The sequence below is a fragment of the Clostridium sp. TJA020 genome (genome assembly GCF_058310295.1).
Genome location: NZ_JBZEFC010000001.1, coordinates 92,564 through 105,550, shown reverse-complemented (window position 1 = coordinate 105,550; position 12,987 = coordinate 92,564). Strand labels below are relative to the sequence as shown.

The window sequence follows — 12,987 nt, the reverse complement described above, 5'->3', positions numbered from 1 at the left end:
CACCTCTATTTTAATATTACAAATGTAAATAGTCTTCCGTAAGATCCATCAGATTTCCTATATGAATGTAATTTTATATCTTTTTCACAATAAGTACAAAGAGGTATACTTTTTATATTTTCATCGTTAACCCCACAATCTTTTGCATCTTTTTCTATACAAGCTTCTAAGTTTAAATTTCTTCCATCAAATAATATATCTTTATCTATATCTTTCTCTTCTATAAATCTTTCTTTTAAATCTTCTGATATTTCATAACAGCATTTTCTTATATGAGGGCCTATATAAACTGTAGTATTTTTATGGTTAACGCCATAAACTTCAGTCATTTTATCTAAACAAACTTTTGTTATAGACTTAATAGTTCCTTTCCATCCACTGTGGACTGCACCTATAACTCCGTACTCCTCATTTACAATAATTACAGGTACACAATCAGCAGTAAATACTCCAATTAAGACATTTTTTAAATTTGTAATTATACCATCACCGCTATTTTCATTAAAATTTTCTTCACCATTATAAATTAAAACTTCATCTGAATGAATTTGATTTAAATATACTATTTTATCTACATTGAAATCTTTCTTTAAATTATTTAATGTATCTATTCCTTCTAAAGTATTTCTATTAAAACTTTTATTTTTTTCAGCAGTTGAAAATACAACTGAACTTTTTTCATTATCAATAACTAAAAAATCATCTTTTTTACAAATATTATCTAAATTTAAATTTTTCATTTTTCCCCTCCAACTCTTTTAATATTATTTTAACATTTACTAAATTTATTATCTATTTAATAATATATTTTTTACCTATCTTTAACGTAAAAAAGCATACTAATTCTATTTTAGAACTAATATGCCAATTCCTTATCTCATTAATCTATTTATTTCTTCCATAAAGGTATTAATATCTTTAAACTGCCTATAAACAGAAGCAAATCTAACATAAGACACTTCATCTATCTTTTTTAGCCTTTCCATAACCATTTCTCCTATGTAATTTGATTGAACTTCTGTCATCATTTTATTTGATATAGTCTTTTCAATATCTTCTGCAATATCTTCTATTTGCTTGCGTGAAATAGGTCTTTTTTGACAGGCTATTATCAATCCGTTTACTATTTTTTCCTTATTAAAGTTTTCTCTAGTTAAATCTTTTTTTATAACTAAAATTGGAATATCCTCTACTTTTTCATAAGTTGTATATCTTTTATTGCAATTTAAACATTCTCTTCTTCTTCTAATTGTAGTATTATCATCTGTTGATCTTGAATCGACTACTTTACTTTCTTGAAAAGAACAAAAAGGGCATTTCATAGATAATTCCCACCTTTCTGTACAGTAATTGACTTATTCTATATCGTTATTATACATATTTTTCTCTTTTATGGCTAGATACTATCTGTAAATATTATCATCTCGCCCTAAAATATTTGAATTATCCATAGAAACTAATATCACATCTAACCCAATCTTCTCTATATTTTCCCATGGTATTTCTATTTCCTCTCCTTTCGAAAACCACCCTTTGTTTTCTCCTGGAATAATTAATGACTCAACTTTATCATTCTCACAATCTAATTTTATATCTACAATAAATCCTAATTTTCTTCCAGAATTTATATCTATAACTTCCATACTTTTCATAGAATTTATTGAATGTAAATTTTCCTCCATATATAACACCCCCATATGTTAAATTTATATTCATTATTTTATAAATTATTATATTTACATGAAAAAAGAACTCTCATAAGAGTTCTTTTTTAAACATACTTCCTCATGTGTTTAAGTGCTGTCTTTTCTAGTCTAGATACTTGAGCTTGAGATATTCCTATCTCATCTGCAACCTCCATTTGTGTTCTACCTTTAAAAAATCTAAGATTTAATATTAATTTCTCTCTATCAGTTAACTTTTTCATTGCCTCATTTATGGATATATTTTCAAGCCAACTATCATCAGTATTTTTAGAGTCGCTAATTTGATCCATAACATATATAGCATCTCCACCATCATGATAAATAGGTTCAAATAAAGAAACTGGATCTTGTATTGCATCTAATGCAAAAACAACTTCTTCTCTTGGAATTTCAAGTTCTTTAGCAATTTGAGAAACATTTGGCTCTCTATTGTTATCTTTTACAAGTCTATCTCTAACTAATAGTGCCTTATATGCTATATCTCTTAATGACCTGCTAACTCTTATTGAATTGTTATCTCTTAGATATCTTCTTATTTCACCAATTATCATAGGTACAGCATAAGTTGAAAACTTAACATTTTGAGATAAATCAAAATTATCTATAGCTTTCATAAGCCCTATACATCCAACTTGAAATAAATCATCAACATTTTCGCCTCTATTATTAAACCTTTGAATAACACTTAATACAAGTCTTAAATTACCTTTTATAAAAGTTTCTCTAGCACTATTATCACCAGACTGCATTTTTAATAAAAGTTCTCTTTTTTCCTTTTCTTTAAGTATAGGAAGTTTTGCAGTGTTTACTCCACATATCTCTACTTTATTAATGATCAAAGTCATCAACTCCTTTGGAAGTAATTTCATCACAGTAGAAAGTATTTCCGTAAGGAGTAACTTTTATACTAAAGACAACCTAAACCATTTTACTTATTTCTTTTTTTAATCTACTTATTATCTTTTTTTCTAATCTTGATATATATGATTGTGATATTCCAAGTATATCAGCTACCTCTTTTTGTGTTTTTTCGTTATTACCATTTAAACCAAATCTTAATCTAACAATTTCTTTTTCTCTCTCATTTAAATTTTTAAGAGCAATAAACAATAACTGCTTATCTACTTCATCTTCTATTAAATTATATACAATATCATTATCAGTTCCTAATATATCAGATAATAATAATTCATTTCCATCCCAATCTATATTAAGAGGTTCATAAAATGAAATTTCAGCTTTTATTTTATTATTTCTTCTTAAATACATAAGTATTTCATTTTCAATACATCTTGATGCATAAGTTGCAAGCTTTATTTTTTTATCTGGTTTAAATGTATTTACTGCTTTTATTAATCCTATAGTTCCAACTGAAATTAAATCTTCTACATATACTCCTGTATTTTCGAACTTTCTTGCTATATATACAACTAATCTTAAATTTCTTTCTATTAATATACTTCTTATTCCTTCATCTCCATCACTTAATTTATTAACTAAATCTTCTTCTTCTTCTTTGCTAAGAGGTGGTGGTAATGCATCATTTCCTCCAACATAATGAAGTTTTTTTCTACACAAACCTAATTTCTCAAATATCCTATTTAATAAAAGTTTTATATTAACCATATTCTCCTCCTTGATATTAATAATAATTTATATTACTCCCCTTGGTATCAATGCATTAAAATCATTTTCTCTACTTAAATTATCTTTGCATGGACATAATATAGCATCTACAACCTTAAATGTTTGTCCACTTTTTTTAAGTTTCATATTGTCTACTCTAAACCCTTTTAAAACTCCATCATATCCTATAGCACTATAAGGAATATGATATAAACCATAATTTTCTAAATTTATTTCATTTAAATAAACTTCTTCTACCAATATACATGGTAAATTTGTTATAGGCTCTCTAAGTTCATTTCCAGAATCTAAAAAACCTTTTATTTTTAAATTTTTATTTTCAACAGAAAATTCAACATCATAATAAAAATTATTAATAATATTTTTTTCTCTTATATATGTTGTTATTCTCTCTAATGTTATACATAATATAGATAAACTTAAAATCAAATATTTTATTTTAAAATTATTTATCATAATACCATTTTTTATAGAATACTCATTAGTCATAATTGCAATTTTAAAACAAATTCCACTTAACACACAGGATGATACTATAAATACAATCCCACTTTTTAAAGACTTTATAAACCTCTTATTATTAAGAGGTATGTAAGCTATAACTATTGCTACAATAATTTGAATTATATTATTTGATAAAAAACTTATTTCTTCTATAACCATTGTTAATGTATATAAAGAACCTAAAATAGCTGATAGTAAACACATCTTAAAAGAATATTTTTCCCTAATAATTTTATAAGTAGTTAATAACAAAAATAAATTTACCAAAAAATTTTCAATAAGTAGTATATCTATATATATATTCACTTACATTCCCCCTTAATAAAATTATATAACTATATATTTCAAAATTTTGTCAATTTAATTGATATAAACATAACTTTTTAAATCATTTTTTTTACATTTGATTACATAAAATATTATATTAAAATAATTTTTAACTTTTTATTTTTCATAAATCACAAATTTAAAATAAAAAAAGAGAGATTTTAAAAAAATCTCTCCTTATTATTATTTATTTATTTTGTTATCATCTATAGAAACATGTGCTTGACTCTCTGGTAAACTTTCTTTCTTTTTTTGCACTATAGATAAATTTGTTTTAAAAGACATTTTTGTTTCTGTAAACTTTGGTTTATCATAAATAAAGTCATTGTTACCTGTATATAAATATTTCATTTCTTCCATTTGTTGCCCTATTTCTTGTGCATACCATGGTGTAGTTGCATATTGATGCCACATTAATGATTCATTAGGTGAATATCTCATTTTATATAAAGTATTTTGTTTATATTTTGAGCTATTAACATAATTACTTGATACAAAATTAGCAGCACCTTCTATTGCTTTATCAACACTTGTCCATCCATGATTATAAGCATATGTTGTTCCAAGTATTAAAGCTCTATTTGGAAATGCTTTAGAATTATCATATGCACCTATTCCAAATAAATTATATACGGTTACAGGTTTTTGCAACTTTATCATTTTATAACCAATTAATTCACCTTTACTATTTTTTATTTCATGATTAGTATCTGCTATCTCTGTTATCTTAACTCCTTTTGCTAAAGTGCTCTTTCCATACCCTGTTTCATGTATTGATTGGGCTGCAAAATATAATGGATCTATATTAAATTTTTTTGCTGAATTTACAAATGCACTAGCATGGCCAATTAAAACTCCCGCATTATGTGCTTTAAAATAATCATTTAAACCATTAACGCTAATATTTCTATATTCATCTAATCTTAAATATTGTAATTGATTAGTAGCTTTTGCTGGATTTATATACTTTTCATAAAAATTATAATCATATGATGAGTTTCTTGATTTTTGTAATTTTATATATGAATCCATTGACATATTATAATTAGTATATATAACATTTTTTTCATTTGGCTTTTCATTTTGTATATCATCTTTTGAAACTTCTTTTATATATTCTTTTGAAGAGTATCCAGTTACGCTTGAATCTTTGATTTTATAAAATCCATTTTCTTCTCCTAGTATTTCAACTATTTCTCCGTTTCTTAAGTTTCCTATTATTTTTGATGAAGTACTAGGTTTTTCTCTAATCCTTAATTCACTATTTACCTTAACTTTCCCATATCTCTCTTTTAATTCTGGTTTACTTTCAGGCTTAACTTCAGGTTTTGCTTCAGGTTTATTATCCGGTTTAATTTCTGGTTTACTATTAGAATTATTTTTTGGATAAAATTTAACATACTCTTCATGAATATATCCACTTATACTACCTTTTTTTATTTTATACCACTTTCCATCTTTTCCATTAACATCAAAGTTTTCTCCAGGTAGTAAATATCCTACAACACCATATTGTGTTCCTGGTCCTTTTCTTACTCTTAAATTACTTGTAACATTTATAACTTTTCCTGTTCCTTCATATTTATTAACACTAGAATTATTACTACTATTATTGTTGTTACTATTATGATTGCTACTATTACTATTATTGCTATTACTACTACTATTATTACTTGTTACTTTTACATAATCTTCATGAACATATCCATGTCCATTTTTATATTTTATTTTGTACCATTTCCCTGACTTTTCTATTATGTCAAGTTTACTTCCATTTTTTAAGTAACCTATTGTTTCTGAACTTGTTGATGCACTTTTTCTTACCCTTAATTCACTTGTAATATTTACTACTACCCCTTGCTTTGTAACGCTTTCTGTTGGTTTATTATTCTGATTGCTATTACTACTATTGCTATTACTACTATTGCTGTTACTACTACTATTATTACTTGTTACTTTTACATAATCTTCATGGACATATCCATATCCATTTTTATATTTTATTTTATACCATTTCCCTGACTTTTCTATTATGTCAAGTTTGCTTCCATTTTTTAAGTAACCTATTGTTTCTGAACTTGTTGATGCACCTTTTCTTACCCTTAATTCACTTGTAATATTTACTACTACCCCTTGCTTAGTTACTTTATCTACCTTATTACTTTTATTATCATCATTTAAAGTTACTTTGGCATAATCCTTGTGAATATATCCTTCATTTTTTCCAGCTTTAATTTTATACCATGATCCATCCTTAGCTAAAACATCAAAAGCTTGTCCTTCTTTAAGATATCCTATTATCTCACTATTTATACTAGCTTTTTTTCTTATTCTAAGATTAGTTTCTACATTTATAACTTTACCCTTTCCTATTATATGTTCTGAAACAATAGAAGATTTATTTACAGTTGCAAAAGTCTTCTCATTGTTTAATGCCAATGAAGTTGTCGTTGTTGCCGCTAATAAAAACAACATAGTTGATATCTTTTTTTTATTCATAACAATCTCTCCATATAAAATATTTTTTTACATTTTTTATCTCATTATTTTTAATTTTAACATAATTTTCTTATACATAAAACATTTTTGACTTTTAAATCACTCACTTTTTTACCTTTTTGTAACCTTTTCTAAAAAATAAAGCTTTAGATATAAATATCTAAAGCTTTTAAAACCAATTTAATAATATTTTTAAATTTTAATTTGATCTTCTTGGTCTTCTTAAAAATGTTGGTATTGATAAATCTTCTTCAGTATAAGTTATAGTTGAACTTACTGTTTCCTCTGAAGAAGTTGCTGCAACTTCTTCTTTTGGTTCTACAACAGTTTCTTCAACTTGTTTGCTTATTTGTTTTTTCACTTCAACTTTAGGTGTTTCTTTTGGAAGTGCACCTATTCCATCTTCTTCAAACCCTGTTGCTATAACAGTAATTCTTATTTCATCTTGAAGAGTTTCATCAATAACAGCACCAAATATTATGTTTGCATCAGCATCAGCAGCTTCTCTTACTACATCTGCAGCTTCATAAACTTCTAATGCTCCAAGATCTGCTCCACCTGTAAAGTTAAGTATAACTCCAGTTGCACCTTCTATTGAAGTTTCAAGTAATGGTGAAGCTATAGCCTCTTTAACAGCATCAGATGCTCTATTATCGCCTTTTCCATGACCAACACCCATATGTGCTAATCCTTTATCTAACATAACAGCTTTTATATCAGCAAAGTCTGCATTAACTACTCCAGGAATAGTTATAAGGTCTGATATCGCTTGCACACCTTGTCTTAAAACATCATCAGCTAATCTAAATGAATCTAAAAGTGTTGTCTTTTTATCTGCCATAAATAATAATCTTTCATTAGGGATTATTACTAATGTATCAACTTTTTCTTTTAACTTTGCAATACCCATTTCAGCATGTCTCATTCTTCTCTTTCCTTCAAATGGGAAAGGTTTAGTTACAACACCTACTGTAAGAATTTCTAATGATTTAGCAATTTCAGCAACAACTGGTGCAGCACCTGTTCCTGTTCCACCGCCCATTCCAGCAGTAATAAATACCATATTAGCACCTTTAATAGCTGCTGTAATTTCTTCTCTACTTTCTTCTGCTGCTTTTTGTCCAATTTCAGGGTTAGCTCCTGCTCCTAATCCCTTAGTAAGCTTTTCACCTATTTGTATTTTTTGATTTGCATGTGATAGCATAAGGGCTTGTTTATCTGTATTGATAGCTATAAATTCTACATTCTTTAATCCTTCAACTATCATTCTATTAACAGCGTTACTTCCTCCGCCTCCACAGCCTATGACTTTTATATTAGTTAATTCTTGCATATCAACTTCAAAATCTAACAAAACAATTCCTCCTTTAGAAAATATCCTCTAGTAAACTTCTTATTTTTCCTATAATGCCAGTATTCTTTTTTTTCTTATCGTCGTGACCTAAATCTTCTATTTCATAATTAGCGTTAACATCAATATCACTTATTTCCTCAAATTTTAAAGTATTACCTTTAACATCTTTTGTAAAATCTTCACATATTAATTCTACCCTATCATGCACCTCTTTAACAATAGCTAAAGAAGTAATATTTGAAAGATTTTGCATATTAAAATCACTTTTTGTAATTATATTAACTTTGTAATCTATCATTTCACTTACTAACGCTTTTATATTTTCAAAATTGGTTAAAGAATCACTACATAAAATTATACTACATAAATCGTTATAATGACTAGTATTTTTTAATTCATTATTTACATAATTAAGAATTTCTTCAATTCTTGCCTCACACACTTTAAAATATAATTCCTTATGAATACTTTTACCATCTATAAGTATTTCTTTTTGTAAATCATCATTTAAAATACTTACATAATTATTGCTATATTCACACTTAACTAATTCAGCCTCTTTATTTGTTAAACCTGCACATATTGAAAGATCACTTGTAATATTATTTCCACCTAATGGAATAGAAATAAGTTCCTTTATAACTCCATCTTTAAATATACCAATTTCAGTTAATCCAGCTCCACTATCTACTATGGCCTTTTCGCCTAATTCTTCCTTAAATAAAAATATATTTCTTAATGAATTTATATTAGAAATAAATCCCTTAATATTATACCTTGTATCTATGCATAAAGTTTTATATTTATTTAATGTATCTCTATTACATAAAAAAACAGTAACGTTAACATATATATCTCCTAATACATCTTTAGGAATTTCTAATTTTACATCATCACCTATTTTATAATAATTTATTGATGCATCACATATTCTCTCATCTTCACTTAACTCTATGCTTTCTTGTAAGTTTAATATTGATTCTTTTAAATTCTTCAAAAAATTATTATGAGTATTTGTTACTTTTATTTCATATTCTTTTAACTTTAAATCTGAAGATGGTAACCCTATGTAAATATCATAAATCTTTTCATTAATTTCTTCCTCTAATTTATATAAAACTTCAAGAAAACTTTCTTTACATGCTTTACTATCAACTATCTTTCCTCTATCAATCCCTTTAGAGTAAACACAAGAACTTCCTAATATTTCAACTTCTTCACCTAGTCTTGATATACCACTTGATGCAGAAATTTTTTGTGTTCCTATATCTACCGCTGTCACTAAAAATTCTTGCATTTTTCTTACATTACCTCCTCATTATATCTTACATTTATATATTCAACATATATTTTTAAATTCCTCTTTATTTTATTTACTTATTAAATTATTAATATTTAAAAATAATAAAATAAAAATATGACCATTGTAAATGGTCATATTTAAAATTTCATCATTCTATTAATCATCTCTTTATCTAAAGCATATGTAATTGCAACTTCTTTATCTATAATTCCTAAATTAATAAGATCTACTAAATACATATCCATTGTTTTCATACCGAATTTACTACCTGTTTGTATAACAGATTGTATTTGATGTGTTTTACCTTCTCTTATTTGATTTTGAATTGCAGGATTTATTATCATAGTTTCAAATGCAGCCACTCTATTGTTATTATCTATAGTTTCAATTAATTGTTGTGATATTACTCCTTGTAAAACCGAAGCTAACTGAACTCTAATTTGTTGCTGTTGATATGGAGGAAAAACATCTATAATTCTATCTATTGTTTGAGTAGCTCCAATAGTGTGCAATGTAGAAAGAACCAAATGACCTGTTTCTGCAGCTGTAATTGCAATAGAAATAGTTTCTAAATCTCTCATTTCACCAATAAGTATAACATCTGGATCTTCTCTTAATGCTGCTCTAAGTGCATTTTTATAACTCTTACTATCTCTTCCAATTTCTCTTTGATTTATTATACTCTTTTTATGCTTATGAATATATTCTATCGGATCCTCTAATGTTATTATATTTTCACTTCTAGTTGAATTTATTTCATTTATCATTGCAGCTAAAGTTGTACTTTTTCCACTACCAGTTGGTCCAGTTACTAAAATAAGTCCTCTTCTTTTAGCTACTAATTCTTTAATTATATTAGGATGATTTAACTCTTCTAGTGTAGGAACATCTAAAGTTATACTTCTTATAGCTATAGCATCACTTTCTAATTGTCTAAATACATTAACTCTAAAACGTCCTACTCCTTCTAGGGAATAAGAACTATCTATTTCTCCATTTTCAATATATTTTTCAAACTTATTTCCTAATAATTCTTTTGAGAAACTTCTCAAATCATCTTTGCTTAGTTTTTCTTCACTAACAGATTTTAATTTTCCGTTTATTCTAAGCATAGGTGCTAAATCAGCTGTTAAATGTAAATCTGAAGCTTTACATTCAATAGTTTTTTCTAAAAGTTCTTTTAAAGTATACATTTTTGTCCTCCGAATTTTTAATTTGTTTTTTATAATATATAAAATATTGATAGACTTATGTTATTTTCCCATATAAAACTTTTTGTAATTTTTTTAAGGCTTTTTTTTCTATTCTTGAAACATAGGACCTAGATATATTAAGCTTTGCCGCTATTTCTCTTTGAGTTTTACTTTTTCCATCTTTAAGTCCATACCTCATAACTATTATATCATGTTCTCTTTCTGTAAGTATTTCCTCCATTTTTTTATATAATGCTGTAACTTGAAGATTACTCTCAACTTTTTCTATTACAGAATCTTTATCGCTACTTAATACATCAATCAAACATATTTCATTTCCCTCTTTATCTATTCCTATAGGGTCTTGTAAATAAACTTCTCCTTTTTGCTTTTTATTATTTCTAAAAAGCATAAGTATCTCATTTTCAATACATCTTGATGCATAAGTTGCAAGTCTTGTTCCTTTATCTACGTCAAATGAGTCAATCGCTTTTATTAGTCCTACAGTTCCTATTGATATAAGTTCATCTACATCTTTATTTGGAAATGAATATTTTTTTACTATATGAGCTACTAATCTTAAGTTTCTTTCAATTAAAACACTTTTCGCCCCTTTATCCCCCTCTTTTAATCTTCTTAAATATTTTTCCTCTTCTTTTTCATTAAGAGGTGTTGGGAAAGTGTTATTATTAGATACATAACCACTTAAAAATATTGTATTACATAAAAGCTCGATAAAATTTGATATTACTAACACTTTCTTCCTCCTTATAGTGCTTACTAATATCATATGACTTTTCTTCTTAAAACTTGCTATTATAAAAAATATATTTTTTATTTTTTACCAAGTTCTAAAACAATATCTTTAAATATGGGTGCAGCAGTGTTTCCTCCTCCTACACTTTCTTCTTCAATTAAATCAGGTAAAAATACTATCATAGTATACTCCACATTATTTATTGTAAAATATCCTGCAAACCATCCATGTGTGGTTCCTCTACCACTTGATGATGATCCTGTTTTTCCTCCAATATCAAATCCTTCAATATAAGCATTCTTTCCTGTTCCATTTAATACAACTTCCTTCATATCATTTTTCACTAATTTACTTGTTGTTTCAGTAAATATTCTTTCTTTAGTTGTATTGTATTTCTTTATATTTTTATCATCATTATCTAATATACTATCAACTATATAAGGTTTTATATAAACACCGTCATTTACTATAGTGTTTATAGCTCCAAGCATTTGAATAGGAGATACATTCATTGCTTGACCTATTGATATAAGAGCTATTTTATTATTATTTTTAGGATCATCATTTAATGGTTTTATTCCTGAAGTTTCATTTTTATTTTCACCTTGAAAATTCAAAACTTTTTCAAACAATCCAACTCTTTCACTATATTGCATTAACTTATCATAACCAACTTTTCTTCCTATTGCCCCAAATACGTCATTACATGACTTTACTAAGCCTTCTTTTATAGTTAATGTTCCATGAACCTTTCCATTACACATCTTACCATTACATGAAACAGTATTATATGGAGTTATAAACCCCTCTTCTAATGCAGATGCATAAGTTATTACTTTATATATCGAACCTGGTTCATATCCAGCACCTTCAATTCCTAAATTTATATTTGCTTGACTCTCATCTTTTTGAACCATAGCTTTTATTTTTCCTGTATTGCTTTCAATTAATGTAACACCAACATTTTTATAATCTAAATATTCTTCTTTTAATAGAACTTTTCTTATATCTTCTTCTATTTCTTTATCTACAGTTAATTTCACATTTCTATTTTCCTTATTTAAATTCAGTTCATTTATTGAGTAAGTATTTTTTTCATCTAAATAAAAGTTCTTTTTAGGAACAACATTATTTTTTATATTATTAAAAATTTCTTCATTTAAAGATCCCTTTACAAAATTATCTTCATATATATTTGAAAACATGGAACTTACAGACCAAGCTTCTTTCATATCTATTTCATCACTTACAAATGTATATACACCTTTTAAATTATTTAGCTTATTTATTTTATTATATGTTTCTTCCGATATTTCATAATATAACTTTCCCTGACTTCTCATAACATCTGTATAATTAAATTCTTCATTTTCTGCTTTCATTATAAAGTTAAGAGCCATTAAATCTTCTAAAGTTTCTCCATAATTATTCAAACTAAATGGTCTTGAATCAATAACTAAAACATATTTCTTCTTATAGCTCATTAAATCTTTTCCATTTGTATCTAAAAGCATATATTTACTATTACTTATATTTTCTGTTTGATGATTTTTATAATTTGATTCAACTCTTTCTGTGGGATGAATAGTTAAAAAATATAATCTAACTGAAAGAATAGTAAATACACATATAATAAAACCTAATATCCAATTATATCTTCTTGTATTCTTTTTTTTCATAAAAAGGAAACACCTCCT

Annotated in this window: 12 protein-coding genes; all 12 read right to left on the bottom strand. The window is 26.2% G+C overall.

The genetic code is table 11. The features are described 5' to 3' along the window. Positions 1–5: 5 nt before the first annotated feature. Positions 6–740 carry a peptidoglycan editing factor PgeF gene (gene pgeF, locus AC4FQ1_RS00545; protein ID WP_491168631.1) on the bottom strand — a complete coding sequence of 245 codons (735 nt, stop codon included), beginning with the start codon at positions 738–740 and terminating at the stop codon, positions 6–8. Positions 741–872: 132 nt separating this feature from the next. Further along, complete coding sequence (gene nrdR, locus AC4FQ1_RS00540; protein WP_303126964.1) at positions 873–1,322, bottom strand: transcriptional regulator NrdR; 450 nt, start codon at positions 1,320–1,322, stop codon at positions 873–875. Between the two features lie 81 nt (positions 1,323–1,403). Next, positions 1,404–1,682, bottom strand: a complete 279-nt coding sequence (locus tag AC4FQ1_RS00535; RefSeq protein ID WP_491168630.1) for a YlmC/YmxH family sporulation protein — start codon at positions 1,680–1,682, stop codon at positions 1,404–1,406. An 89-nt stretch (positions 1,683–1,771) separates the two neighbouring features. Beyond that, complete coding sequence (sigG, locus tag AC4FQ1_RS00530; protein ID WP_491168629.1) at positions 1,772–2,545, bottom strand: RNA polymerase sporulation sigma factor SigG; 774 nt, start codon at positions 2,543–2,545, stop codon at positions 1,772–1,774. A 79-nt stretch (positions 2,546–2,624) separates the two neighbouring features. After that, entirely contained in the window at positions 2,625–3,332 is a 708-nt protein-coding gene (gene sigE, locus AC4FQ1_RS00525) for an RNA polymerase sporulation sigma factor SigE (protein ID WP_303126958.1), read from the bottom strand. A 27-nt stretch (positions 3,333–3,359) separates the two neighbouring features. Beyond that, positions 3,360–4,163, bottom strand: coding sequence for a sigma-E processing peptidase SpoIIGA (locus AC4FQ1_RS00520; protein ID WP_303126956.1), 804 nt, complete (start codon positions 4,161–4,163; stop codon positions 3,360–3,362). 204 nt (positions 4,164–4,367) lie between these two features. Then, positions 4,368–6,683: an SH3 domain-containing protein gene (locus tag AC4FQ1_RS00515; protein WP_491168628.1), complete on the bottom strand. Its 2,316-nt coding sequence runs from the start codon at positions 6,681–6,683 to the stop codon at positions 4,368–4,370. Between the two features lie 199 nt (positions 6,684–6,882). Next, positions 6,883–8,037 carry a cell division protein FtsZ gene (ftsZ, locus tag AC4FQ1_RS00510; protein ID WP_303126952.1) on the bottom strand — a complete coding sequence of 385 codons (1,155 nt, stop codon included), beginning with the start codon at positions 8,035–8,037 and terminating at the stop codon, positions 6,883–6,885. A gap of 13 nt (positions 8,038–8,050) precedes the next feature. Continuing rightward, on the bottom strand, positions 8,051–9,334 hold the full coding sequence (locus AC4FQ1_RS00505; protein ID WP_491168627.1) for a cell division FtsA domain-containing protein: 1,284 nt from the start codon (positions 9,332–9,334) through the stop codon (positions 8,051–8,053). 143 nt (positions 9,335–9,477) lie between these two features. Next, complete coding sequence (locus AC4FQ1_RS00500) at positions 9,478–10,533, bottom strand: type IV pilus twitching motility protein PilT (RefSeq protein ID WP_303126948.1); 1,056 nt, start codon at positions 10,531–10,533, stop codon at positions 9,478–9,480. 55 nt (positions 10,534–10,588) lie between these two features. Then, positions 10,589–11,290 carry an RNA polymerase sporulation sigma factor SigK gene (gene sigK / locus AC4FQ1_RS00495; protein WP_303126946.1) on the bottom strand — a complete coding sequence of 234 codons (702 nt, stop codon included), beginning with the start codon at positions 11,288–11,290 and terminating at the stop codon, positions 10,589–10,591. A 77-nt stretch (positions 11,291–11,367) separates the two neighbouring features. Next, a complete protein-coding gene (locus AC4FQ1_RS00490) occupies positions 11,368–12,969 on the bottom strand; it encodes a penicillin-binding transpeptidase domain-containing protein (protein ID WP_303126944.1) in 1,602 nt (533 codons plus the stop codon). Positions 12,970–12,987: the final 18 nt, after the last annotated feature.

Coding starts and splice junctions, on each gene's coding strand:
- pgeF (WP_491168631.1), bottom strand. CDS start 740: ATGAAAAATTTAAATTTAGATAATATTTGTAAAAAAGATGATTTTTTA.
- nrdR (WP_303126964.1), bottom strand. CDS start 1,322: ATGAAATGCCCTTTTTGTTCTTTTCAAGAAAGTAAAGTAGTCGATTCA.
- AC4FQ1_RS00535 (WP_491168630.1), bottom strand. CDS start 1,682: ATGGAGGAAAATTTACATTCAATAAATTCTATGAAAAGTATGGAAGTT.
- sigE (WP_303126958.1), bottom strand. CDS start 3,332: ATGGTTAATATAAAACTTTTATTAAATAGGATATTTGAGAAATTAGGT.
- AC4FQ1_RS00515 (WP_491168628.1), bottom strand. CDS start 6,683: ATGAATAAAAAAAAGATATCAACTATGTTGTTTTTATTAGCGGCAACA.
- AC4FQ1_RS00505 (WP_491168627.1), bottom strand. CDS start 9,334: ATGCAAGAATTTTTAGTGACAGCGGTAGATATAGGAACACAAAAAATT.
- AC4FQ1_RS00500 (WP_303126948.1), bottom strand. CDS start 10,533: ATGTATACTTTAAAAGAACTTTTAGAAAAAACTATTGAATGTAAAGCT.
- AC4FQ1_RS00490 (WP_303126944.1), bottom strand. CDS start 12,969: ATGAAAAAAAAGAATACAAGAAGATATAATTGGATATTAGGTTTTATT.